Annotated in this window: 33 protein-coding genes; 14 read left to right on the top strand and 19 right to left on the bottom strand. The window is 72.8% G+C overall.

Features of this window, described 5'->3' with window-relative positions:
- The first annotated feature begins 85 nt into the window (after nt 1-85).
- On the top strand, nt 86-409 hold the full coding sequence (locus ACFY01_RS00335) for a hypothetical protein (protein ID WP_390733368.1): 324 nt from the start codon (nt 86-88) through the stop codon (nt 407-409).
- On the opposite strand, the gene ACFY01_RS00330 is transcribed toward ACFY01_RS00335, so the two are convergent.
- The 3 genes from ACFY01_RS00330 to ACFY01_RS00320 form a co-directional block, all read right to left on the bottom strand.
- The gene (locus ACFY01_RS00330) at nt 380-1,006 is read right to left on the bottom strand and encodes a DedA family protein (protein ID WP_390733367.1); all 627 of its coding nucleotides are present in this window, start codon (nt 1,004-1,006) and stop codon (nt 380-382) included. The genes ACFY01_RS00335 and ACFY01_RS00330 overlap by 30 nt on opposite strands.
- 43 nt (nt 1,007-1,049) lie before the next feature.
- Nucleotides 1,050-1,244 carry a hypothetical protein gene (locus tag ACFY01_RS00325; RefSeq protein ID WP_390733366.1) on the bottom strand — a complete coding sequence of 65 codons (195 nt, stop codon included), beginning with the start codon at nt 1,242-1,244 and terminating at the stop codon, nt 1,050-1,052.
- A 78-nt stretch (nt 1,245-1,322) separates the two neighbouring features.
- Nucleotides 1,323-1,922 carry an ATP-binding protein gene (locus ACFY01_RS00320; RefSeq protein ID WP_390733365.1) on the bottom strand — a complete coding sequence of 200 codons (600 nt, stop codon included), beginning with the start codon at nt 1,920-1,922 and terminating at the stop codon, nt 1,323-1,325.
- Between the two features lie 323 nt (nt 1,923-2,245).
- Between ACFY01_RS00320 and ACFY01_RS00315 the strand changes: the two genes are divergently transcribed.
- From ACFY01_RS00315 to ACFY01_RS00305, 3 genes are all read left to right on the top strand, one after another.
- The gene (locus ACFY01_RS00315; protein WP_390733364.1) at nt 2,246-3,121 is read left to right on the top strand and encodes a helix-turn-helix domain-containing protein; all 876 of its coding nucleotides are present in this window, start codon (nt 2,246-2,248) and stop codon (nt 3,119-3,121) included.
- 25 nt (nt 3,122-3,146) lie between these two features.
- Nucleotides 3,147-3,359, top strand: coding sequence for a DUF397 domain-containing protein (locus ACFY01_RS00310; protein ID WP_390734008.1), 213 nt, complete (start codon nt 3,147-3,149; stop codon nt 3,357-3,359).
- A gap of 109 nt (nt 3,360-3,468) precedes the next feature.
- Complete coding sequence (locus ACFY01_RS00305; RefSeq protein ID WP_390733363.1) at nt 3,469-4,284, top strand: SAM-dependent methyltransferase; 816 nt, start codon at nt 3,469-3,471, stop codon at nt 4,282-4,284.
- Between the two features lie 58 nt (nt 4,285-4,342).
- On the opposite strand, the gene ACFY01_RS00300 is transcribed toward ACFY01_RS00305, so the two are convergent.
- Nucleotides 4,343-4,984 (bottom strand): GNAT family N-acetyltransferase, encoded by a 642-nt coding sequence (locus ACFY01_RS00300; protein WP_390733362.1) that lies wholly within the window; start codon nt 4,982-4,984, stop codon nt 4,343-4,345.
- Nucleotides 4,985-5,077: 93 nt separating this feature from the next.
- Here ACFY01_RS00300 and ACFY01_RS00295 point away from each other — a divergent pair, with 93 nt between their 5' ends.
- Nucleotides 5,078-6,025 (top strand): epimerase, encoded by a 948-nt coding sequence (locus tag ACFY01_RS00295; protein ID WP_390733361.1) that lies wholly within the window; start codon nt 5,078-5,080, stop codon nt 6,023-6,025.
- 2 nt (nt 6,026-6,027) lie between these two features.
- Here ACFY01_RS00295 and ACFY01_RS00290 read toward each other — a convergent pair whose 3' ends face one another.
- The 3 genes from ACFY01_RS00290 to ACFY01_RS00280 all read right to left on the bottom strand — a co-directional run bounded on the left by ACFY01_RS00290 (nt 6,028) and on the right by ACFY01_RS00280 (nt 7,481).
- Complete coding sequence (locus ACFY01_RS00290; RefSeq protein ID WP_390733360.1) at nt 6,028-6,495, bottom strand: pyridoxamine 5'-phosphate oxidase family protein; 468 nt, start codon at nt 6,493-6,495, stop codon at nt 6,028-6,030.
- Between the two features lie 131 nt (nt 6,496-6,626).
- Nucleotides 6,627-6,917, bottom strand: coding sequence for a DUF3040 domain-containing protein (locus ACFY01_RS00285; protein ID WP_390733359.1), 291 nt, complete (start codon nt 6,915-6,917; stop codon nt 6,627-6,629).
- 129 nt (nt 6,918-7,046) lie between these two features.
- Nucleotides 7,047-7,481, bottom strand: a complete 435-nt coding sequence (locus tag ACFY01_RS00280; protein ID WP_390733358.1) for a hypothetical protein — start codon at nt 7,479-7,481, stop codon at nt 7,047-7,049.
- Between the two features lie 99 nt (nt 7,482-7,580).
- On the opposite strand from ACFY01_RS00280, the gene ACFY01_RS00275 reads away from it, so the two are divergent.
- Complete coding sequence (locus ACFY01_RS00275) at nt 7,581-7,949, top strand: MerR family transcriptional regulator (RefSeq protein WP_390733357.1); 369 nt, start codon at nt 7,581-7,583, stop codon at nt 7,947-7,949.
- A gap of 38 nt (nt 7,950-7,987) precedes the next feature.
- On the opposite strand, the gene ACFY01_RS00270 is transcribed toward ACFY01_RS00275, so the two are convergent.
- Nucleotides 7,988-8,566 (bottom strand): Dps family protein, encoded by a 579-nt coding sequence (locus ACFY01_RS00270; protein WP_390733356.1) that lies wholly within the window; start codon nt 8,564-8,566, stop codon nt 7,988-7,990.
- Nucleotides 8,567-8,809: 243 nt separating this feature from the next.
- Between ACFY01_RS00270 and ACFY01_RS00265 the strand changes: the two genes are divergently transcribed.
- From ACFY01_RS00265 to ACFY01_RS00240, 6 genes are all read left to right on the top strand, one after another.
- Nucleotides 8,810-9,997: a low temperature requirement protein A gene (locus ACFY01_RS00265; RefSeq protein ID WP_390733355.1), complete on the top strand. Its 1,188-nt coding sequence runs from the start codon at nt 8,810-8,812 to the stop codon at nt 9,995-9,997.
- A gap of 164 nt (nt 9,998-10,161) precedes the next feature.
- Nucleotides 10,162-10,371 (top strand): DUF6417 family protein, encoded by a 210-nt coding sequence (locus ACFY01_RS00260; RefSeq protein WP_390733354.1) that lies wholly within the window; start codon nt 10,162-10,164, stop codon nt 10,369-10,371.
- Nucleotides 10,372-10,455: 84 nt separating this feature from the next.
- Entirely contained in the window at nt 10,456-11,703 is a 1,248-nt protein-coding gene (locus tag ACFY01_RS00255; RefSeq protein WP_390733353.1) for an MFS transporter, read from the top strand.
- Nucleotides 11,704-11,778: 75 nt separating this feature from the next.
- Nucleotides 11,779-12,852 (top strand): LacI family DNA-binding transcriptional regulator, encoded by a 1,074-nt coding sequence (locus ACFY01_RS00250; protein WP_390733352.1) that lies wholly within the window; start codon nt 11,779-11,781, stop codon nt 12,850-12,852.
- A gap of 60 nt (nt 12,853-12,912) precedes the next feature.
- A complete protein-coding gene (locus tag ACFY01_RS00245; protein ID WP_390733351.1) occupies nt 12,913-13,977 on the top strand; it encodes a nitrous oxide reductase family maturation protein NosD in 1,065 nt (354 codons plus the stop codon).
- Nucleotides 13,978-14,033: 56 nt separating this feature from the next.
- Nucleotides 14,034-15,062 (top strand): methyltransferase, encoded by a 1,029-nt coding sequence (locus tag ACFY01_RS00240; protein ID WP_390733350.1) that lies wholly within the window; start codon nt 14,034-14,036, stop codon nt 15,060-15,062.
- Between the two features lie 89 nt (nt 15,063-15,151).
- Here the strand turns inward: ACFY01_RS00240 and ACFY01_RS00235 are convergent, their stop codons facing one another.
- From ACFY01_RS00235 to ACFY01_RS00190, 10 genes are all read right to left on the bottom strand, one after another.
- Nucleotides 15,152-15,484 carry a TcmI family type II polyketide cyclase gene (locus ACFY01_RS00235; protein WP_390733349.1) on the bottom strand — a complete coding sequence of 111 codons (333 nt, stop codon included), beginning with the start codon at nt 15,482-15,484 and terminating at the stop codon, nt 15,152-15,154.
- 19 nt (nt 15,485-15,503) lie between these two features.
- A complete protein-coding gene (locus ACFY01_RS00230) occupies nt 15,504-15,983 on the bottom strand; it encodes an SRPBCC family protein (RefSeq protein ID WP_390733348.1) in 480 nt (159 codons plus the stop codon).
- A 1-nt stretch (nt 15,984) separates the two neighbouring features.
- Nucleotides 15,985-16,242, bottom strand: coding sequence for an acyl carrier protein (locus tag ACFY01_RS00225; protein WP_361445441.1), 258 nt, complete (start codon nt 16,240-16,242; stop codon nt 15,985-15,987).
- A gap of 44 nt (nt 16,243-16,286) precedes the next feature.
- A complete protein-coding gene (locus ACFY01_RS00220; RefSeq protein ID WP_390733347.1) occupies nt 16,287-17,537 on the bottom strand; it encodes a ketosynthase chain-length factor in 1,251 nt (416 codons plus the stop codon).
- Complete coding sequence (locus tag ACFY01_RS00215; protein ID WP_390733346.1) at nt 17,534-18,802, bottom strand: beta-ketoacyl-[acyl-carrier-protein] synthase family protein; 1,269 nt, start codon at nt 18,800-18,802, stop codon at nt 17,534-17,536. The genes ACFY01_RS00220 and ACFY01_RS00215 overlap by 4 nt, the downstream gene beginning before the upstream one ends.
- Nucleotides 18,799-19,236 (bottom strand): cupin domain-containing protein, encoded by a 438-nt coding sequence (locus ACFY01_RS00210; protein WP_390733345.1) that lies wholly within the window; start codon nt 19,234-19,236, stop codon nt 18,799-18,801. The genes ACFY01_RS00215 and ACFY01_RS00210 overlap by 4 nt, the downstream gene beginning before the upstream one ends.
- A gap of 30 nt (nt 19,237-19,266) precedes the next feature.
- Nucleotides 19,267-20,403 carry a SchA/CurD-like domain-containing protein gene (locus tag ACFY01_RS00205; protein WP_390733344.1) on the bottom strand — a complete coding sequence of 379 codons (1,137 nt, stop codon included), beginning with the start codon at nt 20,401-20,403 and terminating at the stop codon, nt 19,267-19,269.
- A gap of 218 nt (nt 20,404-20,621) precedes the next feature.
- A complete protein-coding gene (locus tag ACFY01_RS00200) occupies nt 20,622-21,527 on the bottom strand; it encodes a hypothetical protein (RefSeq protein ID WP_390733343.1) in 906 nt (301 codons plus the stop codon).
- Nucleotides 21,528-21,581: 54 nt separating this feature from the next.
- Nucleotides 21,582-21,797, bottom strand: coding sequence for a tautomerase family protein (locus tag ACFY01_RS00195; RefSeq protein ID WP_390733342.1), 216 nt, complete (start codon nt 21,795-21,797; stop codon nt 21,582-21,584).
- 56 nt (nt 21,798-21,853) lie between these two features.
- On the bottom strand, nt 21,854-22,636 hold the full coding sequence (locus ACFY01_RS00190) for an SDR family oxidoreductase (protein ID WP_390733341.1): 783 nt from the start codon (nt 22,634-22,636) through the stop codon (nt 21,854-21,856).
- Between the two features lie 134 nt (nt 22,637-22,770).
- Here ACFY01_RS00190 and ACFY01_RS00185 point away from each other — a divergent pair, with 134 nt between their 5' ends.
- Together ACFY01_RS00185 and ACFY01_RS00180 are read left to right on the top strand one after the other, a co-directional pair.
- Nucleotides 22,771-23,652 carry a helix-turn-helix transcriptional regulator gene (locus ACFY01_RS00185; RefSeq protein WP_390733340.1) on the top strand — a complete coding sequence of 294 codons (882 nt, stop codon included), beginning with the start codon at nt 22,771-22,773 and terminating at the stop codon, nt 23,650-23,652.
- Between the two features lie 132 nt (nt 23,653-23,784).
- Nucleotides 23,785-24,579 (top strand): hypothetical protein, encoded by a 795-nt coding sequence (locus ACFY01_RS00180; RefSeq protein ID WP_390733339.1) that lies wholly within the window; start codon nt 23,785-23,787, stop codon nt 24,577-24,579.
- Here ACFY01_RS00180 and ACFY01_RS00175 read toward each other — a convergent pair.
- On the bottom strand, nt 24,521-25,513 hold the full coding sequence (locus ACFY01_RS00175; protein ID WP_390733338.1) for a MerR family transcriptional regulator: 993 nt from the start codon (nt 25,511-25,513) through the stop codon (nt 24,521-24,523). The two genes, ACFY01_RS00180 and ACFY01_RS00175, sit on opposite strands and share 59 nt — an antisense overlap.
- Nucleotides 25,514-25,545 lie beyond the last annotated feature (32 nt).

The raw sequence follows: 25,545 nt of genomic DNA, 5'->3' as shown, positions 1-25,545 counted from the left end.
GCGGACACCTGTGGCGGGCGAGGAGCGCCGAGACCGAGGACCGGCCTGGGCACGCAGCACCCGTACCGGCAAGGAGGTGCCGCCCTTGCTGGAGCGCGCTGCCCATGGCGTCCCCGGGACGGGGATCGCCGCCCGCGCGGATGCCCACCGGACGGGCGCGGGCTCCGGCATGCCCTTGCGTGCCGGACGGGGGCCGACCCCGGTGCCGGCGGCGCAGCAGGCGGCGGACAGCCTGCCGAGGGTGAGGATCGTCCTGTGCCCGCAGCCCCCCAGGCAGCGGGCCCGTGCCGCCCGGCTGCTGGAGCGCGCGGCGCTCGTCGTCCCGGGGCGGCAGCCCCCGCGCCGGGGTCTGCCCGGTGATGTGCCGCCGCGGGGCGTTTCAGACCTGGCGGTGACGTCGGCGGCGTAGCACGTGGCGGGCGAGGAAGGTGGTGGCCAGGAGGGCCAGGGCGAGGAGGGCGTAGAGCTGGTAGCGGGTGATCTCGTCGTAGATCTCGTCGATGTGGCTGCCCGCCAGGTAGGCCAGGGTCGCCCACAGGCCGGCCCACAGGGCGGCGCCGAGCGCGTTGAAGGTCAGGAAGCGCCGCCAGGGCATGCCGGTGGTGCCCGCGACGATGCCGTTGGCCTGCCGCAGCCCCTCGACGAACCGGGCGACGGTGACGATCTTGCCGCCGTGCCGGGTGAAGAACTCCTCGGCCGTGTGGAAGCGCTTCGGCGTGAGGAACACGTACCGGCCCCACCGGTGTACGAGGGCACGGCCGCCGGACCGGCCGATCAGATAGCCCACGTTGTCCCCGAGCACGGCCGCGACGAACGCGATCACCGCCACGGCTACGATGTTGAGCCGCCCGGCCCCGGCGTACACCCCCGCGGCGATCAGCATCGTCTCGCCCGGCGCGGGGACCCCGAAGTCCTCCACGAAGACCACGGCACCGACCGCCCAGTACCCGTAGTGGCCGAGCAGCGGTTCCAGATGGGCCAGCGGACCCGGAAGCGGAGGGGCCATGCCTCCACCGTACGTCGCGCCGCTGGAACGGCCTGACGCACGGTCACGGGGCGGAGGTGGAGCCCGTGGCGTGGGACGGCTGGGACGCGGTCCCGGAGCGCCGCTGCGGGTGGTCCGGGCCGCCGCCGGGCCTGGGGCGGGTCCGGGTCCAGGACGGGTCGGCCACGCGGACGCGGGGGGAGGGGGCGGGTTGGGGGACGGGGATGTGCGGGGGGACGGCGATGTGTGGTCGGATCATCAGGGAGGTGTCCTTCGGCCGAGTGGGGGATGGGCCGGGTCGGCTTCAGGGCGGGGGAGGAGCCCTGGAGCCGGTTGATCAGGGGGCGGCGGGCGAGCCGGTCGTCAGCTCGGCCCAGACGGCGCGCCCGTACCGGTGGGGGAGGCCCGCGACGCCCCAGTCGGTGCTCAGTGCCTCGACCAGCAGCAGCCCGCGGCCGCTCTGGTCGTCCGGGCCGGCCTGCCGGGCCACGGGGCGTGCGGGTGCGCGGTTCTGGTCCTCGACCTCGATGCGCAGCCGCCCGGGGGTGGCGAGCAGCCGGCACACGATCCGCTCGCTCGCGGAGTGCGTGAGCGCGTTGGTGACGAGCTCGGAGGTGATGAGGACGGCGCTGTCCACCGCGTCCCCGTCGACGCCCCAGGCGGTGAGCGTCTCGCGTACGCCCGCACGGGCCGGCGCGACCGAGGCGGGGGCCGCGGGAAAGACGAACGCACGCGTCCGCCGGGGCGGTTCGGCCCCGGAGGCGAGCCGGTCGGGGCCCTCGGGCCCAGGGAGTCGACCGCTGTGCTCGCCTCCGGGTGGTCGGGTGGAGCGCCCCGCCTCCGGCGGCCGACGGGGACGTCCGTCCGTCGGCAGGGGCTCGAGTTGTTCGGTGCCGGGCAGTCGGTGCAGGGGCTGGGGGAGGGAGGGCGGGGGCATCGCCGTCGCCTTTCGTCCGGCTCGCGTCGTGGGGGGTGTGCTGTTGTCGCGTCCGCCGGTCCCGTGGGGACGCAGACGGCGACCCGGGCACGGCGGCGCCCGATCGCAACCCGGTCTCCCCCAACTGGGCTGTTCCGCCTGCTCCTTTCTGGGCCGGAGCAGTGAGTCCACTGTGACACCTGCCAACAACGGCTCGCAACCTGCAAGTTGAAATTTGCAAGTAGTCACGTGCATGCTGCTTCCGACAATCGGTGATCGAATGAGCCTGCCGAACGATCGCGTGAGACGGTGACCCTGCAACCGACGGTGTGAGGGGGTAAGGCGTGACCGCGGAGACCGACTGGGGTGGCGCGCCGTCCGTCCTGCGCATGATCCTCGGCAGGCAGTTGGAGGAGCTGCGGACCCGGGCCGGCCTCACCTACGAGCAGGCGGGCGCGGCGATCGGGCTCAGCCACTCCACGATCCGCCGGATGGAGGCCGCCAAGGTCGCCCGGCTCAGGCTGGCGGACGCCGAGAAACTGCTCCACACCTACGGCGTGACGGACCAGCAGGAGATCGACACCTTCCTCCAGTCGGTCCGCGAGGCCAACAAGCGCGGCTGGTGGCACACCTACCGCGATGTGATGCCGGACTGGTTCGCCGCGTATCTCAGCCTGGAGCAGGCGGCGTTGCAGATCCGGGCCTACGAGAACCAGTTCGTCCACGGGCTGCTCCAGACCAAGGAGTACGCGCACGCCCTGCTGGGCGCCGGCAATCCGCACGCCTCCGGCCAGGCCACGGAGCGCCGGGTCGCGCTGCGCATGCGCCGCCAGGAACTGCTGTCGCGTCAGGCGCCGCCGAGGCTGTGGGTGGTGATGGACGAGACCGTGCTGCGCTGGCCGGTCGGCGGCGCCGATGTGATGCGCGCGCAGATCGACCACCTGATCGAGGTCAACCGGCTGCCCCACGTGACCCTGCAGATCATGCCGTTCGCCAACGGACCGCACCCGGCGATGCGGGCGGGCGCGTACCACCTCTTCCGGTTCCGGGCCCCCGAACTGCCCGACATCGTCTACCTCAACGGGCTGGTCGGCGCCGTCTACCTCGACAAGGCGGACGACGTCGTGGTGTACCGCGAGGCCCTGGACCGGCTGGGCGCCCAGGCGGCGCCCGCCAAGAAGACCGAGGCCGTCCTCGGTTCGATTCGCAAGGAGATCTGAGGTGCACCACCGCATACGCAACGGCATGCCGTCCCGGGACCTGGGCGCACGCGGCTGGACCAAGCCGTGGAGCGACGACGCCGGCGGCGCCTGCGTGGAAGTCAAAAGGCTCGCCGACGGGCGCGTGGCCGTTCGCCAGTCGACGGACCCGGACGGGCCGGCGCTGGTCTTCACCCCGCGCGAGATGACCACCTTCCTGGCCGGCGTGAAGGCGGGTGACGCGGACTTTCTCCTGTGAACTCCCTTTGTTCTGCTGAGCGTTGCCCCGATCCTGCTGGATCATGGATCCGCTCCGGATCCTTATGACCGTCCCTGACTTCCCCTCGACCCGAATGGGAGACACGGCGTTGCCCGACAACGGATGGCCGGCCGACCGCATCGACACCGAGAACGCCCACTCCGCCCGGATCTACGACTACATCCTGGGCGGCAAGGACTACTACCCCGCCGACAAGGAGGCGGGCGACGCCATGTCCCGGGAGTGGCCCGCCCTCCCCGTCCACATGCGGGCCAACCGCGACTGGATGAACCGCGCGGTGCGCTGGCTGGCCGAGGAGGCGGGCATGCGCCAGTTCCTGGACATCGGCACCGGTATACCCACCTCCCCGAACCTGCACGAGATCGTCCAGTCGGTGGCTCCCGAGTCCCGGGTGGTCTACGTCGACAACGACCCCATCGTCCTCACCCTCTCCCAGGGCCTGCTGTCCAGCGCGCCCGAGGGCAGGACGTCGTACATCGAGGCCGACTTCCGTGACCCGGCGGCCATCCTGGACGCCCCCGAGCTGCGCGAGACCCTCGACCTCGGCAGGCCGGTCGCGCTCACGGTGATCGCCATCGTGCACTTCATGCTCGACGAGGACGACGCGGTCGGCGTCGTGCGCCGCCTGCTGGAGCCGCTGCCCTCGGGCAGCTACCTGGCGATGTCCATCGGCACCGCCGAGTTCGCGCCCGAGGAGGTGGGCCGCGTCGCCCGCGAGTACGCGGCCCGCAACATGCCGATGCGGCTGCGCACCATCGACGAGGCGCATGAGTTCTTCGAGGGTCTGGAACTGGTCGAACCCGGCATCGTCCAGGTGCACAAGTGGCACCGGGACGGCACGGGCGAACCGGGCATCCGCGACGAGGACATCGCGATGTACGGAGCGGTCGCCCGCAAGCCGTGACCAACGGCGGGGACCACGGCGGGGCCGGGGCGAAGCTCCGGCCCCGCGGCACTGCCGTCTACAGCGCGATCAGCAGCGCCTCGGCGCCCACCGGCCGGTACCCGGCCGCCTGAAAGGCCCGCACACTGCGGGCGTTGCCCGCCGCCTGCTGCGACCACACGGGCCGCCCGTCCGGCACGAGATGCCGCGCGGCCGTGGCCAGGGCCCGGCCCAGGCCACGGTGGCGTACGTCCTCGTCGACCTCGACCGCCGTCTCCCAGCGCCCGGCCACACCCCGGCCGAGGACGAGCACCCCACCGTCGGCCGCCCAGACCCGGACGTCGTCCCGGCGCTTTCGGGCGCTGGCCACCCGGGGGTGCTCGGGATCCATCAACTCCCTCAGTTCCAGCGGAGGTTCACCGGGCAGGGCGCTCGCCACGGTCAGCAGGTCGATGGTGTCCGTCGACCGTCCGGTGCGGTCCAGGAACGCCGCGAGGAACCGGGGGTTCATCGTGGCCGCCAGCGCGTCGCAGTCGAGGGCGGCCAGGGTGTCGTACACCCACCGGGGATCCTCGTCGGTGAACACGACCGAGTGCGCGGTGAAGGCGAGCACCCCGGCGTCGCGGTGGCCGGCCTGCGGCACCACGGTCGTACCGCCGTCGGGCGGCGGGAAGCGCCCCTGCGCGGCCGCGTCCAGGATGCCGGCCAGGGTCGGGCTCATGGTGCCTCTCTTTCCTCATCGTTCCCGGAACATCTTTTTGAACATGTTCAACTCTGGGTTAGGGTCGTGTCCAGTGAGGGAGAGGGGAGACCGATGAGGTTCGTGCTGCCCGGAGGCACCGGACAGGTGGGTACGGTCCTGAAGCGCGCGCTGGCCGCGGCCGGTCACGAGGTGGTGGTGCTGACCAGACGGCCGGCCCGCCCCGGCGAACTCGCCTGGGACGGGCGGACCCTCGGCCCCTGGGCCGAGGCGGTCGACGGCAGCGACGTCGTGGTCAACCTCGCCGGACGCAGCGTCAGTTGCCGCTACACCCCGGTCAACCTGAAAGCCATGATGGACTCACGGGTGGAATCCGCCCGGGTCGTCGGCGAGGCGATCGCCACCGCCGCCCGGCCGCCCCGCGTCTGGCTCCAGATGAGCACGGCCACCGTCTACGCCCATCGCTTCGACGCGCCCAACGACGAGGCGACCGGCGTGATCGGCGGCACCGAACCGGGCGTGCCCGGCTACTGGTCGTGCAGCGTCGACATCGCCAAGGCCTGGGAACGAGAACAGGAACGGGCCGACACCCCGCACACCCGTAAGGTCGCCCTGCGCTCCGCGATGGTGATGAGTCCCGACCCGGGTGGCGTACTGGACGTCCTGCTGTGGCTGGCACGTCTCGGCCTCGGCGGGCCGGTCGCCGGCGGCGCCCAGTACGTGTCCTGGATCCACGACCGCGACTTCGTGCGCGCCGTCGAGTTCCTGGCCGGCCGGGAGGACCTCGCCGGACCCGTGAACCTCGCCGCCCCCGCCCCCTTGCCGCAGCGCGACTTCATGCGCGCCCTGCGGAAGGCGTGGGGCATGCCGGTCGGCCTGCCCGCCACCGCGTGGATGGCGGAGATCGGCGCCTTCGTTCTGCGCTCGGACACCGAACTGCTGCTCAAGAGCCGGCGCGTCGTCCCGGGCCGCCTTCAGGAGGCGGGTTTCTCGTTCGACCATCCGCACTGGCCGGAGGCCGCCGCCGACCTGGTACGACGGGTACGCGACCGCCGCTCCTGACGTCACGGCGCCGGGGCGGTCCACTCCCCGTGGCGCATCACGTACCGCCCTTTGAGCTCGTGCACCCCGTTCCAGGCCTGGATCGCCCGCGGCCGCGCCTCGAAGTACGCGTAGGAGGGGTGATCCCCGCGCGGGTCCCAGCCCCACCGCTGCGCGAAGGCGTCCGCGGCGGCGGCCGGCACCTCCTGGGCGGTGAACGTCCGCACCGCGGCGTTGATCAGGACGACGTCCTGCGTGTCGCCGAGCGCGAGACGAGCCCGGCCGGTGTCGCGCAGGTTGCGTCCCGTCGGGCTGGTGATCCTGGTCGACAGCCACACGGCGGCCCCGTCCCACAGGAACCACAGCGGGACCAGGCACGGCAGACCGTCGGTGCCGGACGTGGCGACCCAGGCGTCCGCTCGTACGCGCAGCCTCGCGAGCACGTCGTGGCGACGCCGGGCGGCGCCCCGGGGCTCCTTGATGATCTTCATGTCGGATGACGCTACCGAGCGCGGGGGCGCACCGCCTCGGCCGATGGTCCTACGGCCCCGGACCGAGAGGGACGGGGACACGCGCGTAATACGTGCGCACGACGTGAGACGTGCGTAGGACGTGACACGAACTACCTGGTCGCCCGGCAGAGCAGCCGGAAGCCCGCCAGGAGGGTGAGCGGCCAGACCACGGCGAACCCCCACACCAGCGCCGGGTCCGAGGTGCGGAAACCGAGGACGCCCAGGGTGAGCGACGCGCACATCAGGAGCGCGGCCGCCAGGGGCAGCCACACCCGAGGGCGCGAGGCGCTCATCCGGCGGGCGAGACGACGGTCACGGCGCAGCTCCGCCTCGATACCGAACAGGGCGAGTCGTTCGTGGGTGGTGAGTTCGACGTCATCCGAGTGGCTCCGGTCGTTCATGGCCACCGGGTTCCCCCGGAGCGCCATCCGATGCCCATCCGGACGCGAGCGGTTCGTCCCGGGAATGCTTGGCAGGTCAGCGCCCGCGGCAGCGCGCCGAGCGCGCGCACCGGGCCCCTCGGGACCCGGTCACGCCCTGCTGGTCCTGAGCTCTCCGCGGCGCACCCACGGCAGGAGCTGGGCGACGCCGAAGGAGACCTCGACGACGAGGAACAGCCACAACAGCCGCGTGGCTCCCTGAGCGAGTGCGTACGCCTGCCACATCGCGAACAGCACGCGGGCCGCGCCGTCGTACAGCCCGTGCGCCGGCAGGGGCCGGAACAGGCGCAGCAGGGCCCAGACGACCACGACCGAACCCATCAGGTTCGCGTACAGCGTCTGCATGGGGTCCAGGGCGGGCAGGCCCCCGAGCCCCAGCGTGCCGCCCAGCGACGACAGCGCGCGGTGCACCAGGACGTACGTCCAGGGCGTCGCGAATCCGGCGGTGACGACGAAGTCGTACCGGGCGCTGGCTCGGACGACACGCGCGTAGGACGGGTGGGAGGGGTCGGGAAGACGGATCACGGTGCTGCTCCTGGTGGTTGCGCGACAGCGACGTCCGTCACGCTAAACAGTGGAGTAGGGTCCAAGGTCAAGCCCGCACCAGTGAACTGACGGAGGGTCATGCTGATCGGAGAGCTGGCCGAGCGGACCGGTATGACCAAGGACGGCATCCGCTTCTACGAGAAGGCCGGCCTGGTCAGGGGTCGGCGGCTGCCCAACGGTTACCGCGACTTCCCGCCCGAGACGGTGCCCTGGCTGGACTACGTCCGCACCGCGCGGACCCTGGGCTTCTCGCTGGCGGAGATCGCACGGCACGGCGAGGACCTGCTCCACGCCCCGGACTCCGCCGCGGCCCTGTCCGCGCTGATCGAGGAGAAGATCCGGATCGTCGACGCCCGCATGGCCGAACTCACCGCCCTCCGGTCGGAGTTGACGGAGCGCGTCGGTACGGGATGCCCGCTGCGGGCGGCGGCCGGTCGGTCCGGCTGACCGCCCGGCGGGCCGGGCGGCCGTGAGTCCGGCCCCGGTCAGGCCCGGACCAGTGGTGTGTCGACCAGGTGCTCGGCCAGGAACCAGGCCTGGAGTTCGCCGGTCCTGATCACCTGCGACACCAGCAGGTCGTTGGTGCCGTCGTCGCCCAGCTCGGCGGCCCGCGCCGCGGCGTCGTGGGCGTCGACGAGGATGCTCTCGTGGGCTTCCAGCAGCCGTGACAGCATGGCCGGCACCTCCTCGACCCCGTCCGGCGGCCGGGGGATCGAGGTGATCTCGGCGACGTGCCGGGGGTCGCCCACCGCGACCCCGCCCAGCGACTGGACGCGTTCGGCGACGGTGTCGACGATCTCGAGCTGTTCCCCCGCGTGCTTGTCCAGGACCAGGTGCAGCTGGTAGAAGGTCGCGCCGCGCATCAGCCAGTGGTGCTTCTTGTAGAGGCCGTAGAGGATCTGCGTGTCCGCCAGAACCTTGTTCAGGCGCTGGCAGGAGTACATCCGTGCCTCATAGGACAGGCCGACCGGGAACTGCTTGACGGTCCCGAACTCCTGGATCACCTCGCCCTTCTGGTGCAGCCACGGCTGGCTGCCGGTCCCGGTCCGGGAGCTGGTGGTCATCTTGCGCCTCCTGTGGTGCCGTGTCGTGCGTACCCCGGGGACGTTAGGGGCCCCTGCGGGCGAAGGGTTGTCCGGCAGCGCACGCCGTGCTGCCCGCCCGTGCACACCCTCGCGCGCACCGCGCCGACCGTGCGCTCTCGGGCACATGCCCGTGCGCCGGCGGACACGGGACCGTCCACCGGCCGCCCTAGCCTCGGCGCAACGGCCGACGCCCGGGGAGTGACCGGCGCAGCGAGGAGGGCCATGAGCAGCATGCGGGGCCGGGACCCCGGTGAAGCGCACCGGTCCGCCACCCCACTGGAACTCTTCTTCGACCTGTGCTTCGTCATCGCGGTGGCCCAGGCGTCCGCGAGCCTGCGCACGGCGCTCACGCACGGGGAGTACGCCACCGGCGCGCTGCGCTTCGCGCTCGTCTTCTTCACCGTCTGGTGGGCGTGGATGAACTTCACCTGGTTCGCCTCCGCCTACGACCCCGACGACGTGCCCTACCGGCTGACGGTGTTCGCCCAGATCACCGGTTCGCTCGTCCTCGCGTCCGGGGTGCGCCGGGCGTTCGAGGACGGCGACCTGCGGATCATCACGCTCGGCTACGTCGTCCTGCGCACGACCCTGGCCGCCCTGTGGCTCCGGGCGGCGGTGTCCGACCCCGCCCGCCGCCGTACCGCGCTGCGCTTCGCCGGGGGAGTGACCTTGTGCCAGCTCGGCTGGCTGGCCCTGCTCGGTGTCCCGCCCGCGCTGCGGCTGCCCGGCATCGCCGTGCTGATCGCCGCCGAGCTGTGTGTGCCCGTGTGGGCGCAGTCCGCCGGGATGACGCCCTGGCATCCGCACCACATCGCCGAGCGCTACGAACTGTTCACCCTCATCGTGCTCGGCGAGTCCGTCGCCGCCGCCACCGTCGCCGTGCGGAGCGCCTTCGACCGCCACCACGGCACCGGCGCTCTCGCCGCGGTGGCGGCCGGTGGTCTGCTCACCGCCTACGCCCTGTGGTGGCTGTACTTCGCCCGCCCCGCGCACACCCTGCTCGCCACGACGCACCAGGCCGACCGCAGGAGGTTTCCCTGGGCCTACGGCCACTACCTGGTCTTCGCCGCGGCGACCGCCGAGGGGGCGGCCCTGGCCGCGTACGCCGACCACGTCACGCGGCACACCGGCGCGTCGGCCCCGGCCGCCGGAGCGGCGGTCACCGTCCCGGCGGCCGTCTTCCTGGTCACGGTGTGGGCCGTGCATCTGCGCCCCCACCAGAAGAGGGCCGCCGAGCGGCTCCCGTACCCCGTCACCGCGGCCGCCCTGCTGCCGGCCGCCTGGACCCCGGCCCCCGCCCTCGTCGCGGGCGCCCTGCTCGCGATGCTGGTCGCCGTGACGTCGGTTCCGCCGGCCGAGCCGGAAGTCGCGGCGCGCAAGAGCCTCAAGGCCGACGCCCAGTACCTCTGACACTGATCTCCGGCCTGATCCGCCGACACCGTTGTCCGGCCCCCGGCCGGGCCGGGCACCGGCCACCTGCCCTTCGGTCACTCCGCCGAGCGCTGCCGGGTATGGAGGACATACGGCTCGTCAAGGCTGCGTGACCCGGGCCGTACCGGGTACGTTGCCCCGTCATGGACGGCTACGACCCCCCAGACCTGGACGAGATCGACTTCCTGCCCGGGGGCGGCACCGCCGGGCGACTGGCGGAGCTGCACCACGAGGAGGCGCACGACCTGCTGGACCTGCTACAGGCGAGCACGGCGCAGGGCGGCCCGCCCGTGTCTCCGCAGGCCCGTCGCGTGGCCCGTGAGATCGCCGCCCGCATCCCGTCGCCGAACTGACCGGCGGCGTCGCCGCGCCGGCGATCGACGCGGCGGCGTGCCGACATCTTGACGCCTTCTTTGTTACCGGTAACACTCGCCGGTGTGACCGAGCCGACCACCCGACCGCCCCGTACCCGTGCCCATGCGGTCGCGGACACCCCCGTCTTCAGCCCGGCCGCCGTCGTCGCCTCCTGCGTGGGCTTCGTCCTCATCGGCGCGCTCCAGGCCCTCTACGGGCCCGCCATCCCGGCCTTCCGCCGGGAGTTCGGGCTCACTCCCTCGGCCGCCGGTCTCGGACTGAGCGCCCACTTCGTCGGCGGGGTGAGCGGGGTGCTGCTCTTCGACCGGCTGTACGGCCGGATCGGCAACCGGCGGATCCTCGCCGCCTCCCACCTGCTGATGGCGCTCGGCGCGGCCGGTTTCGCGCTCGCGCCGAACTGGCCCACCGCGCTGGCCACGGCGCTGCTGGCCGGACTGGGCTTCGGCGGCATCGACTACGGCCTCAACCAGCTCTTCGCGGTCGGCTTCGGACACCGTTCCACCGCGATGCTGAACGTCCTCAACGCGCACTTCGGTATCGGCGCGATCCTCGGCCCCGCGCTGATCGGCGCGGTGGGCGCCGCACACTACCCGGCCGTCTTCCTCGGCTTCGCGCTCGCCAACCTGCCGCTGCTGCTGTGCCTGAAGGGCGTGCGCGACCGGGCGCCCCAGCCGGCCGGCGCGGCGGGCACGCCCGGCGGCGGGCCGGTCCTGGCCCGCAGCCTGGCGTCGGTGCTCGCCGTGTTCGTCGCCCTCTACGTACTGCACGTCGGTATCGAGGCGGGCGTCGGCGGCTGGGAGCCCACCCATCTGGAGACCGTCGGCTACGGCGCCGGGGCCGCCGCGACCGCCACCTCGGTGTACTGGCTGATGATGACCGTCGGCCGGTTCCTGGTCGCACCGCTCGCGCTGCGCTTCTCGGCCCAGTCGCTCATCACCGTCTCCTGCGCGGGCATGACCGGGTGCCTGCTGCTGGCCGCCGTACCCGGGCTCGCGCCCTACGCCTACGCGGGCGTCGGCCTGTTCATCGCGCCGATCTTCCCCACCGGCCTGCCGTGGCTGCACCGGGCCGCCCCCCGGGCCCGCCGGGCGGGCGCGCTGGTGATCGCCGCCTCCATGGTCGGCGGGGTCGCCGCGGGCCCACTGCTGGGCAAGGCCATCGAGGGGGCCGGGATCCGCGCGGTGCCGCTGCTGCTGAGCGCGGTCTCCGCCCTGTGCCTGGCCGCCACGCTGTGGCTGATCCACGTCACGCGGACCCGGCCCGCGGTCCTCGTCCCCGGCCCGGGCGCCCCGACCGGCCCGCGTACCTGAGCGGCTCCCCGGCCTATCCTGTGGATCCGCCGGGCGGAAGGACCGCCGGGACCGGCCCCGAGGAAGCGACCCGTCATGCCGAGCAGCACCGCCGACAGCCCGGTCCCCCCGCGGCGCAGCCGGCGCAACTTCGCCGGCGCGCGGCCCGTGATGGACGACGTGGCGCGACTCGCGGGCGTCTCCAAACAGACCGTCTCCCGGGTGATCAACGACAACCCGGCCGTCCGCCCCGAGACCCGCGAGGCCGTACTGGCCGCCATGCGCTCGCTGGGCTACCGTCCCAGCCGCAGCGCCCGCTCGCTGGCCAGCGGCAGGACCCGGATGCTCGGCGTGATCTCCTTCGACGCCGCGCGGTTCGGGCCCGCCTCCATCCTGACCGCGATCAACTCCGCGGCTCAGGACGCCGGTTACCTCGTCAGCTCCATCGCCCTCGACACCGCCGACCGGGACACGGTGGTCCGTGCCGCCGACCGCCTCTCGGCCGAGGGCGCCGACGGTGTGATCGCCATCGCGCCGCAGCGCAGGATCGTCCGCGCCCTGGCGGAGGCCCACCTCGACACCCCTCTGGTGGTGCTGGAGAACGACCTCGGCGACGGCACGCCCCTGATCACCGCGGACTCCAGGACCGGGGCCCGCCTGGCCACCGAGCACCTCCTGGGCCTCGGTCACCGCACCGTCCGGCACATCGCGGGCCCGGCCGGCTGGACGTCCGCCGACGCGCGCGCCGACAGCTGGCGGGCCACCCTGCGAGCGGCCGGGGCGCACGTCCCCGAGCCCCTCTTCGGCGACTGGAGCGCCGACTCCGGGTACGAACTGGGCCGCAGGCTGGCCGGGGACGCCGAGGCCACCGCCGTCTTCGCCTCCAACGACCAGATGGCCCTGGGCGTGCTGCGCGCCTTCCACGAGGCCGGACGGCCGGTCCCCGACGAGGTCAGCGTGGTCGGCTACGACGACATCCCCGAGGCCGCCCACCTGCTGCCCCCGCTGACCACCGTGCGCACCGACTTCGCCGAGATCGGCACCCGCTGCCTGCGCCTCCTCATCGACCGCCTCGAAGGCGCCACCGGGCCCCGCTCCGCCCCCGTCGACCCCGTCGTACCCGTCGAACTCATCGTCCGCCGCAGCACGGGCCCGGCCCCGCGCATGTGACACGCCGCCGGACGGCTCATCCGGGGCATTCGCCCCCTTCGGGCCCGTAACGTGCGGAATATGAAGAAATGTCATACGGTCTTCGCGGCCTGCACCGCAGTGCTCACCGTGGTCGGACTCGGCGCGGCCGCGCCCGCCGCCGGCTGCCCCACGCTCCACGTCGTGCGTCCGGGCCACTCGATCCAGAAAGCGGTGGACGCCGCCAAGCCCGGGGACACCGTGCTGGTGATGGCCGGCACTTACCACGAGAGCGTGAAGGTGACCACGCGCGGGCTGATCCTGCGTGGCCAGGGCCGGAGCACGGTGATCGAACCCGGCAAGAAGAAGTCCGCCAACGCCTGCGCCGAGAACGGCAACGGCATCTGCGTCGTGGGGACGAAGAGCCGTCGCCTCGACGGTGTCACCGTCGAGAACCTGCGGGTGACCGGCTTCGCCCGGGCCGGCGTGTTCGCCGTGGGCACCGACCGCCTGACCGTGCGCTACGTGACCGCCGAGAAGAACAAGCTGTGGGGCATCGCCGAGGAGCGGTCGGAACGCAGCCTGATCCGGGCCAACACGGTTCGCGACAACGGCGACGCGGGCGTGTTCCTCGCCAACACGATCCTGACCGAGGCGGGCGCCAAGGACACCAGGGGCACGGCCGTCGACGGCAACGTGCTGACGGGCAACCGCATCGGCGTCACCGTCCGGCGCCTGCGCAACCTCTCCGTCACGCACAACGACGTGACCGGCAACTGCGCCGGGGTGTTCGTCGTCGGCGACGAGAACAAGCCCAAGGCCGGCAAGGTGACCCTGGCCTCCAACCGTATCGTCAAGAACAACAAGTACTGCAAGAAGACCGCCCGGCTGCCCTTCCTCCAGGGCTCCGGCGTCGTCCTCACCGGCACCGAGGACACCCTGGTGACCGGGAACGAGATCACCGGCAACGCCGGCAGGTCCCCGCTCTCCGGCGGCGTCGTCGTCTACAAGAGCTTCGTGGGCACCACCAGCGAACGCAACCGGGTCACCGGCAACCGGCTGTCGGGCAACGCGCCCGCGGACGTCGTCAACCAGGAGTCCGCCAAGCGCCAGAACACCTTCACCCGCAACAACTGCGTCAGGTCCAAGCCCGCGGGCCTGTGCTGACCAGCCGTACCGATCCGTAACCGGCCCGTCCGTAACCAGAGGAGGAGAGGCGGCACATGACCACCGCACCCACTGCCCCACCGCCGTCCATGCGGCTGAGGGAGCTCGTTTTCGGGGCGGCGTGTGCCGCCGCCCTCCGCGCGGCCGCCCGGCTGGGCGTGGCCGACGCGCTGGGGGAGAGCCCCATGGCCGTGGCCGACCTCGCGGCCGCGGTGAAGACCGAACCCAAGCCGCTGGGACGGCTGCTGCGGGCCCTGTCCTGCTACGGCGTCTTCGCCGAGCGCGAGGACGGCACGTTCACGCACACCGACATGTCCCGGCTGCTGCGCGAGGACGACCCGAACAGCCTGCGCTACATCTCCCTGTGGTGCACCGAGCCGTGGACCTGGGACGCCTGGCCGCGCCTCGACGAGGCGGTGCGCACCGGCCGGAACGTCGTGGAGGACCTGTACGGCAAGGAGTTCTTCACCTACCTCAACGAGGACGCCCCTCAGTCCGCCGACGTCTTCAACCGGGCCATGACGACCTCCAGCAAGCAGTCCGCGCGGGAGGTCGCCGAACTGCTGGACCTGTCCGGGGCGAAGTCGGTCGCCGACATCGGCGGCGGCCAGGGCCATGTGGTGGCCCGGCTGCTGGAGAAGTACCCGTCGATGCGGGGAACCCTGCTCGACCTGCCGCGCGTGGTGGAGAACGCCGACCCCCGGCTGCGCGCGGGCGGCTCGCTCGCCGACCGGGTGAGCGTCGTACCCGGCGACTGCCGCGAGGCCGTTCCCGTCCGGGCGGACGTCTACATCATCAAGAACATCCTCGAGTGGGACGACGAGAGCACCGCCCGCTGCCTGCGCAACGTCATCGAGGCGGGCGGGCCGAAGGCACGGGTCGTGGTCATCGAGAACCTCGTCGACGACACCCCGTCGATGCGGTTCAGCACGGCCATGGACCTGCTGCTGCTCTTGAACGTAGGCGGGGCCAAGCACACCACCGAGAGCATGGTCAGCCGGCTGACCGCCGCGGGCCTGGTCATCGATGACATCAGCCCGGTCAACCCCTATCTGCACGCGTTCGACTGCACCGTCCCCGGGTGACCCCGCCCACGTCCTGACACCGGTCGCCGGGCCCGCGACGCTGCGGGCCCGGCGACCGGTGTGGCCGTCCGGCGGGACGGACGGCGGTGTCAGGAGACCCGGTCCCGCTCCCAGAGGTAGAAGCGGTGCGCCATCGCGTCCTTCGGTGAGCGCCAGGTCTGGGGGTCGTACGCGCTGACGTACGCCTGGAGCCGCTCGCTGACGTCCCGGAACTCGGGGTGGCCGGTCACCTTGGCGATGGCCGGGCCGGGGTCCTTCTCGGATTCGATGAGGTGCAGGTACACATCACCGAACTGGAAGAGGCTGCGCCGCCTCACGCCGACGAGGTGGGGCAGTTCCCCCCGGTCGGAGTCCTCGAAGATCTTCGCGATGCCGGGGGCCGATCCGGGGGCCATCCGGGCCACGATCAGGGCTTGGTGCACGGTGTCTCTCCGTCCGGCTTCAGTCGGTCAGGCCCGGCTGGGCGCCCTGCTCGGCGGCCGCCTTCTCGATCCGGTCGCGGATCAGGGCCATCTGGATCTTGGAGTTCTTGTTGATGTTGTCGGTCATCCAGTCGTCGTCGACCGGCGCCTCGGGCTTCATCGCGAAGTCCTGGGTCCAGATCATCCGGGTGCCGTTCGGGACCTCCTCGTAGCGCCACCGGATGTTCATGTGGGCGAAGGGGCCGGTCTCCACCCGGCGGGCCTTGACGGTGAGGGACGGTCGGTCGGTCTCCCGCTCCGAGACCCAGCTCCACACGGTGCCGTTCTCGTCGGGGTGCATGGTCAGCCGGAAGGTGGTCCTGTTCCCCTCCTGGGACAGGATGTCGGCGGAGGCGTACTCGCTGAACAGCTGCGGCCAGTTCGCCACGTCGTTGGTCATGTCCCACACCAGGTCCAGCGGTGCGGCGATGGTGATCTCGTTCTCCGTGTGTCCGGCCATGTCAGGCTCCTGCCAGAAGGGTGCTGTTGACGAGGTCGAGGAACTGCCGGGGGGTCTTGCAGCGCTCCGCGTCGGGAGGCATCGGCGTGCCGTGCCGGTTCTCCAGCTCGCCCACGATGCCGAGCAGGCCGAGCGAGTCGATGCCGAACTCGCCGAAGGCGGTGTCGGACCGGTCCGTCAGCTCCTGCGGGCTGACGGTGATCCCGGCCGCCGTCTTCATCAGTTCGGACAGTTCTTCGACGGTGATCTGGGCACTCATGTCGTTCCTCTCTCTCCTTGCGGTGTTTCGCTCCGGCGGCCTCGCTACGAGGCGTCGGCGGCGCCGTGCCGCAGCACCAGCGCCGAGTTCGACCCCATGAGGCCCCGGCTGAGCACCAGTGCCGTGCGCAGTTCGGCCGCGCGGGCGCGGCCGGTCACGAGGTCGAGGTCGTGGCAGATGTCGAAGACGTTCGGGGTGGGCGGGACCAGGCCGTGCTCCATGGCGAGCACCGCCGCCGCGGTGTCCAGCACGGGCGCCGCGCAGTAGCCCCGCCCGGTGCCCGTCTTCGGCGCGGTGACCGGCACCCGCCTGCCGTGGGCGCCCAGGGCGTCGGCGATCGCCAGCGCCTCGGCCCGGTCCGCGGCCGGCACCCCGAGGGCGTCGGCGAAGACGACGTCGATCTCCTCGGGGGCGCAGCCGGCCTCGTCCAGGGCCCCGCGGATCGCCTCGGCGAGTCCCTCCCGGGACGCCTCCCAGCACGAGGCACCGGTGAAGGTCGCCGCGTGCCCGGCGAGGGTGGCCCGCACGGGCACCCCCCGCTCCCAGGCCGACGCCACCTCCTCCACGACGAGCATCGCGCCGCCCTCCGCGGGCACGAACCCCGAGGCCCGGTCGGTGAACGGCCGGTAGGCGTGCGCCGGATCCTCGACCGTGCTCAGCTCCTCGTAACCGAGCTGGCAGACCATCGAGTACGGCGCCAGCGGCGCCTCGGTCGAGCCGGCCACCATCACCTCGGTGCCGCGCCGCACGGCCCGTGCCGCGTGCGCGAGGGCGTCCAGCCCGCCCGCCTCGTCGGCGGCGACCACCGAGCAGGGCCCCTTGAAGCCGCGGCGGATGGAGACCTGGCCGGTGCTGGCGGCGTAGAACCAGGCGATCGACTGGTACGGGCCGACGAACCGGCTGCCCTTGCCCCACAGTCGCTGGAGCTCACGCTGGCCGAACTCACCGCCGCCGGAACCGGCCGCGGTGACCACGCCCACCGAGAACGGCGCGTCGTCGGTGTCGGCCTGGCCGAGGCGGGCGTTCTCCAGCGCCAGATCGGCCGCGGCCATCGCGAAGTGCGTGAACCGGTCGGTCTGGACGAGGAACCGCTCCTCCACCGCACCCGCCGGTTCAAAGCCGCGGACCTCGCCCGCCACCCGCAGCGGCAGGTGCTCGCAGCCCTCGCGGCTGACCCGGTCCAGGACGCTCATGCCCTCCTGGGTGGCTTTCCAGAAGGCCTCCACGGTGGTTCCGTTGGGCGCGACCACACCGATTCCGGTGACGGCCGCGCGCCGGGGATACGGTTCGCTCATGGTGTCCTCTCCCCAGTCCGGGTCAGGATCACCGCGGACTGGAAGCCGCCGAACCCACTGCCCACGGACAGGACGCTGTTCAGCTTCCGTTCGCGGGCGACGCGCGGGACGTAGTCCAGGTCGCACTCGGGGTCGGGGGTCTCGTAGTTCGCGGTGGGCGGTACCACCTGGTGGGCCAGTGCCAGCACACAGGCCACGACCTCGATCGCCCCGATCGCCCCGAGGGAGTGACCCACCATCGACTTGATGGAGCTCATGGGGGTGCTGTACGCGTGCTGTCCCAGGGCCCGTTTCACCGCGGCCGTCTCGTGGCGGTCGTTCTGCCGGGTGCCCGAGCCGTGCGCGTTGACGTAGTCGATCGCGGTGCCGTCGAGCCGGGCGTGGTCCAGGGCGTCCTCTATCGCACGGGCCATCTCCAGGCCCTCGCTGGTCAGACCGGTCATGTGGTAGGCGTTGCCGAACGTGGCGTACCCGCCGAGCTCGCAGTACACATGGGCACCGCGGGCCCGGGCGTGCTCCAGCTCCTCCAGGACGAGCACCGCCCCGCCCTCGCCCATGACGAACCCGTCACGGTCGTTGTCGAAGGGACGGGAGGCATGGGCGGGATCGTCGTTGTTGGGGGACGTCGCCTTGATCGCGTCGAAGCACGCCATGGTGATCGGCGATATCGGCGAGTCCGAGGCGCCGGCTATGCAGATGTCGGCCCGGCCCTCCTCGACGGTGTGGAAGGCGTACCCGACGGCGTCGAGCCCCGAGGTGCAGCCCGTGGAGACGGTCTGCACCGGCCCGCACGCCCCGAACCGCTCCGCGACCGCCGAGGCGAGCGTGCTCGGTGAGAACGCCCGGTGCAGATGCGGCTCCGCCTCCCGGTGGTCCACGTCCCAGCGCTCTCCGCCATGGCTGACCAGCACGTAGTCGTGTTCCAGCCGGGTGGTGCCGCCGACGGCTGTCCCCAGGGACACCCCGACCCGCCAGGGGTTCTCCCCGGCGAGGTCGAGGCCGGAGTCGCGGACGGCTTCCTCGCCCGCGACCAGGGCGAACTGGATGTAACGGTCCGCCCGTGCGGTCTGCTCCGCGTCCAGCCCGTGGGCCGCCGGGTCGAAGTCGCACTCGGCGGCGATCCGGGAGCGCAGTCCGGCCGGGTCGAAGAACGTGATGCCGCGGGTCGCGGTACGGCCACTGGCGAGCAGGTCCCAGAAGGCCGGAACGCCGATGCCGCCGGGCGCGACGATGCCTATGCCGGTGACCGCCACCCGCCTGGTCATGACCGGCTCCCGCCCGTGTCGGCCGGCTCGGCGGCGACCGCGACGGGCTCGGTCTCCTCCGTGTCGACGTGGCCGAGCTGCGGGCGCGGGGCCAGCGGGCCGAGGTGGAAGACGATCCGGGCCTCCACGTCACCGACGTTGCGGAAACGGTGGCGCATGTGGGCGGGGATCATCAGCCCCTGCTCGGGCCGCAGCGGGTGGGGCTCGCCGTCCAGGTCCACCTCCAGCTGCCCGCAGACGACGTAGACGAACTCCTCGGAGTACGGGTGGTAGTGCTCGCCGATGCGGTCACCGGGCTGCACGATGGCCACGCCCATGAAACCGCTGGTGGAGCCGACCGTGGCGGGGGTGAGCATGGCGCGCAGGTCGCCGCCGCGCCTGGTGTTCGGCTCGACCTCGCCGAGGTCCACGATCTTGGGACGGGGTGTGATCACGACGTTCCTCCGATGCTGTGCTGCGGCCGGTCAGGACTCGGGGGACCGGCGGTCGGTGATGAGGGCCATGCGGGCGGACGCCAGCAGACGCGCGGGGTCACCGCTCTTCGCGCCGGCGTCGAGGAGCGTCGTGAGCTCGGCCGCCTGCGACGGCTCGGGCAGACCGAGGACGACGACGGGGTCGGCCGCCTCCAGGGACCCCCGCACGTCGATCAGCCGGACGACGACGTCGTCCCGCTCGAAGACCGTGCTGCGCAGGATCGGGCTGCGCGAGTCCTTCGCCGCCACCGCGTCCTGCTGGGCGAGGAGTTCGGCCAGCCGCATGCCCAGTCCCTCCCGGGCCGGGTAGAACAGCGCGTGCCGCTCCGCCTCGGGGGTGTCCTTGGCGTGCGTCACGTGGTGGACGGCCGGCAGGGCCGCACGGGTGAAGAACACCCGGGCGGACTCCGGGTCGTCGAGGTCCCGGTCCTGCTCCAGATACGGGTTGATGGCCTCCTCGACGGCCCGCACCTCGGGCTGCCGTGCGACATGGCGCAGCGCCGTGAGCAGGTCGCCGCGCACCTCGATGGCCCGTACGACCCGGTTGCCGTGCATGAACAGGGAGGTGCGGCACAGCCGGGTGGCCTCGTCGACCTGCGGCTCGGGCGAGGCGTAGTCGGCGAGGATCGAGGCGACCTTCTCCTCGCTGCCCGGCTTGACCGTGAAGGTGAGCGCGTGGCGGACCACGCCGTCACCGATCCGCGGGGACGACTGGAGCCGGCGCTTGCCGGTCGCGGCGTCCGTGGCCGGGCCGCCGGTCTCGCGGACGATGTGGAAGCGCAGCGACCGGGTGTCCCGGACGCAGCTGTGCAGCGGCTCCACCATCCGTACGTGTTCCTCGCTGTTCACCCAGGACAGGAACGGCGGGGCGCTCTCCCACTCACTCGTGATGAGCCATTGGGAGGGGTTCTCGATCGACTGGCACAGCTGGTCGCTGACGTGGCCGGGCACGGAGGCGACCTGCTTGCACAGGTGCTCGTACGCCTCCAGGAACTGCTGCTGGGCTCCGTCGTAGACGTCAACCAGCAGGACGACCCGGAGCCTGGAGCCGTCGAACACGGACTGGGAGACATGGTGCGACACCTGTTGCGCCGACAGTTCTGAAACTCGTTCGGACGTGATGGTCATCCTGCGCGCATCTCCTTCGCGGACCCCTGCGCCTGTCGCCAGGGGCAGCCGGTGGACGGAACGGGACAGCGACCGGCGCGCCGCGCAAGGAAGCGCGCCGGTCGCATGGGCACGATCTTGCGCCGTGCCGTGCCACACCACGAACGCAGCGGGGTAAGTGGGTGAAGGGTGCTCCGTACGGGTTCGCCCGGTCGGGGGCGGCAGGAGGATTCGCCGCGTCAGGAGTCGGTGGTGAGGCGGTCGGCTCTGTCGGCGGCCTCGCGGGCCGCCCGTCCGGCCCGTGCCACGGCTTCGGCGGCGGACCCGAGGTGTTCCTCCGCCCGCCGCTGCTCGCGCTCCGCCTTCCGGAGGGTCTCGCGCGCCCGGTCCAGTTGCCGTTCGGCGGTGGAGAGTTGGTCCAGCGCCTCGGCGTGACGGTCCCGGGCCCGCGTCAGCCGTGCCTCGGCCTCCGTCTGCGCCGTGCGCTTCTCGCGCAGCCTCTGTACGGCCCTGTCGGCGGCCTCGCGGGCGCGGTCGAGCTGCTCGGCCCGCCGTCGGCGGCGCCGCTCGGCGAGTTCGTCCTTCGCCTCGGACGGCGGCTCGGGCGGCGCCGCGGGCGGTGCGGCGGTCCGCCGGGCCGGGGGTACGTCGGGCATCTGGGCGGTGTCGAACTCCGACGGCGGGGTGAGCGCGCCCTCCAGGCGGCCCCGGGCCCAACGGTCCGCCGCGTCGGGGTCGGCCAGGACCGCGCGCAGGGTCGACTCGATCTCCTGCCGCACCCCGCCCGACAGTTCGTGCCCGGCCTCCCGGGCGAGCCGGGCCGCCTGCCCGGACAGGGCGGAGAGGATCCGCCGGCGCTCCTCGGACAGCTCCTTGAGCCCGGCGGCGTCCAGCGCGCGGTACGCCTCGCGCAGCGCCCGGCCGAGTTCGAGGAACCGCCGGCTCTCCTCGGGACGCGAGCGCAGCAGCAGGTTCGCGGCCCAGGCGGCCAGGGTGGGGCGGCGCGCGGCGCGGATCCGGCGGGCGTCCTCGGCGCGCCCGTCCGCCCTGGCCGCGGCCGCCAGTTCCGCCCGGCGGGCGACGAACCGGGCCGGCGGGGTGGTGTAGAGCTCGTCGAGCACCGGCTCCACCGCGTTGGGGGGCATGACCCCCAGATTCCGCCGGACCCGGCCGCCGCGCACCCGCAGCGGGCCGGTGCGTCAGTCCTCGGGGGACTGCTGGAGCATGGCGAGCGTCAGCACGTCGCCGCCGATGCCCCAGCCGCCGTCGGTGACCTCCTCGACCAGTACCAGGGTGGTGGCGCGGGCGCGCTCGCCGTAGATGTCGACGTACAGCTGGGTGGCGCGGGTGACGATCTCCTCCTTCTGCTTGTCGTCGAGGCTTCCGGCGGGGACCTTGAAGTTCGCGAACGGCATGACGGTTCTCCTCAGTGAGGTTCTGGTGGGTGGGCCGGCGGGTGTGCGGGCGGCCGTCAGACGATGCCGCCGTTGGCGCGGATCACCTGGCCGTTGACCCAGTGACCGGCCGGAGAGGCGAGGAAGGACACCACCGCGGCGATGTCCGCGGGGGTGCCGAGGCGTTCCAGCGGGGGTTGGGCGGCCAGCCGGGCGACCGTCTCCTCGTCCTTGCCGTCGAGGAAAAGGTCCGTCGCGGTGGGCCCCGGAGCCACGGTGTTCACGGTGACGTCCCGCCCGCGCAGCTCTCGCGCGAGGACCATCGTGAGCGCCTCGACCGCACCCTTGCTGGCGCTGTAGGCGCCGTACTCGGGGAAGGCCAGGCCCACCACGGAGGTGGAGAAGGTGATCAGCGAGCCGCCGGCGCGCAGGGTCCGGGCGGCCTGCCGGGCGATCACGAAGGTGCCGCGGATGTTGGTGCGGTGCATCGCGTCCAGCTCCGCCAGGTCCAGTTCGGCGACCGGCGACAGGTACATGCGGCCGGCCGCGTGGACGACCACGTCGACCCCGCCGAACTCCGCCTCCGCGGTGGCGAAGAGCGCGGCCACGTCAGCCTCGTCGGCGACGTCGGCCCGGACGGCGACCGCCCGGCCACCGGCGGCGGTGACCTCCTTGACGGCGGCCTCGGCCAGCTCGCGGTTGCCCGCGTAGCCGACCACCACGGCGTGTCCGTCGGCGGCCAGCCGGCTCACCGTCTCGCGGCCGATGCCGCGCGAACCGCCGGTGACGACGGCGACGCGACGTGGGCCGGCGCCCTGGACGGAGGCGCCGGCGCCGGTGCTCGTTTCCTGGGGGGACATGTCGACTCCTGTGAACGTGCCGGACGGGCGTGCACCTCCAGCCTGGTCCGGTGCTCCGGCGTGAGCCACGGCTGTCCCCACCCTGGGGTCGGCGACCCCTGGCTCGGCGGACCGGCACGCGGGATCATGGCGGGGTGAACCAGTCGGAGCTCGCCGCTTTCCTGAAGTCCCGGCGCGACCGGGTCCGCCCGGCCGACGTCGGCCTGCCCACGGGCCCCCGGCGCCGGGTGCCCGGACTGCGGCGGGAGGAGGTCGCCCAGCTGGCCGGACTGTCCGCCGACTACTACACCGAGCTGGAACGGGCCCGCGGCGCCCAGCCCTCCGCCCAGGTCCTGGCCGCCCTCGCCCGCGCGCTCCGGCTGAACGGCGACGAACGCGACCACCTCTTCCACCTCGCCGACCGCCCGCTCCCCCCGGCGGCACACGGTCCGACGGCGCACGTCCAGGCCGCCCTGCTCGGCCTGCTGGACCGGCTGACCACCACGCCCGCGCAGGTGATCACCGACCTGCACCAGACACTCGTACAGAACCCCCTGGCCAGGGCGCTGCTCGGCCCGCCCCCGGCGACGACCGGACCCGCCGCGAGCTTCGTGTACCGCTGGTTCACCGACCCCGCATCCCGCGGGGTCTACCCGGTCGAGGACCACCCCCATCACTCGCGGGTGTTCGTCGCCGACCTCCAGGCGGTCGCCGCCCGCCGCGGCAGGGACTCCGAGGTGGTCCGGACGGTGGCCGCGCTGCGCCGGCACAGCGAGGAGTTCACGGCCCTGTGGGAGACCCGTGACGTCGCCCTGCGCCGCACCGACCACAAGCGCATCGTCCATCCCGCGCTGGGCGTCATCGAGCTGGACTGCCACAGCCTGTTCAGCGAGGACGGCCGCCAGCGCCTGCTGTGGTTCAGCGCCCCGCCGGGCACCGAGGGCGCCGCCCAGCTGCAACTGCTCTCGGTCATCGGCACCCAGGACCTGACGGAAGGCGACCGGTCCCTGCCGCAGGAGCTCCTCCGGGGAGAGTGAAATCTTTTGGTTTCCGCCCGACAAACCACACTGTGAGGCAACTTGTCGCGCGCTTTTCCGGTCCTGTGAGTCGAGGCCTCGACCACGGCCTCGCATCGCGAGGGGCACAGCGACCACGACGGGGGCGCGGGGATGGCGGTGGGCGGAAGCGGGGGTGAACAGCCGCGTTCGGTGGCCCGCAGGGCCGCGTCGTTCGTCGGGCGGACGGTCCGGGGCGAGTGGCAGGGGATCGTCGTGGATCCCGTACGGCAGCTGTGCAGTCGCGGACTGCCCGCACTGACCCTGGCCTCGGTGGCCACCTTCGGCGTGATCTTCTTCCACGACCTCGCGCAACGGCCGGGCGGCACGCGGCTGGTGTGGCTGCTGGGCGGCGTCAAGGCCGACCTGCCGCTGTGGCTGGCCCTGCTGCGCACCCCGGTCTCGCTGTACGTGCCGGCGCTCGACCTTCCGGTGTGGGCGGGCATCACCCAGCTGTTCCTCGCCTTCGCCCTGGCCGAACTCGTCCTCGGCCGGGCCAGGACACTCGTCGTCGCGTACGTCACCACCCTCGCCGGAACGCTCACCGCGCGCGTGATGATCGCCATCGGTCCCGGCTGGGGCGGTCTGGGCCTGCCCGCCGCATGCGGGCGGGTGCTCGACACCGGGCCGTCGGCGGCGGTGGTCGGGCTGTTCACCTACATCGCGGTCGTCCGGCGGGCGCCCGTGGTCTTCACCCTCACCGGCGGGTCCATGGTGTGGGAGTCGATCGCGGTGCCCAACCTGGCGGGCCGCGAGCACCTGGTCGCGGTGGGCACGGCGATCGTCCTGGGGCTGCTCCACCTGCGCGAACACGCCCTGGCGCGGACCGGCGTCCGCGCCCGCGGAACCACTACGCGACCGGGCCCGCGCACGGTCGGCTACCGGAATTCGACGCGCGCAGCGCCGTGACGGTCCAGTCGATCGCCGGGGTCGGACTCTCCGGAGCCGGCCAGCCGTTGACCAGCGCGAGCAGTTCGCAGTACCGGTCGCGGCGGGTGTCCCTCGCGGCCGACAGGCGCCGCAGCAGCCACTGGCGCAGCTCGGCGTCGTCGGGACGGCCGAAGGCACGGGCGCAGTGCGCCGTGAGTGCCGCGACGACGGGTGCGGCCTCGGGCGAGCCGGGCGCGATGCCGGACCGCACGGCGGCCGCCGCACGGTCGCGGACGATCGCCACGGCGCCGGGGCGTGGCGGTGCGGCGGCGCCGCCGGAGAAGACGGCCGCGTGGTCCTCGACGCCGCGCCGCAGGCCGGCCCGGAAGTCCGGGTCCAGGGACAGCTCCGCGAGCTCCACCCACGCCTCGACCTGTTCGTCCGTGGGGTCGTCGGGCAGTTGCGGTGTCAGGGAGCGCCGGGCCGCGGCGTGGGCCGGGCCGCCGTCGAGTCCATCGAGTCCATCGAGTCCATCGAAGACACTGTCCAGGAAGTCGTCGATCAGCCGGTCACGTTCGGCTCGGGACAGTCGGGCCAGTCGGTGCACGCGTTCCATCTCCTCGAACTCCTCACAGGTGGGCCGGCGCCTGGCCACGGTGGTCAGCAGGGCGTGGCGAAGGCGCAGCACGTCGATCTGCGCCTCCAGGGCGGCGGCGTGCCGCTCGGCGACCTCGCCGAGCGTGAGCTCGCGGTCCACGACCCGGCGGATCGTGTCGAGGCCGATCCCCAGTTCGCGCAGCGTCCGCACCAGGGCCAGCCGGGCCACGGCCTCCGGGCCGTAGCGGCGGTAGCCGGCGCCGGTACGGCCGGCGGGCGTCACGATGCCGCGATCGGACCAGAAGCGGATCGTCTTGACCGTCAGCCTGGTGCGCCGCGCCAGTTCACCGATCGGGTACAGGGTGTCGCCGTTCATGCGCCCACCTTCTCGTCTCCCCCGGGAGGAGA

It is taken from the genome of Streptomyces sp. NPDC001480 (genome assembly GCF_042894725.1).
Taxonomy (GTDB): domain Bacteria; phylum Actinomycetota; class Actinomycetes; order Streptomycetales; family Streptomycetaceae; genus Streptomyces.
This window is presented reverse-complemented; position numbering and strand designations above follow the sequence as displayed.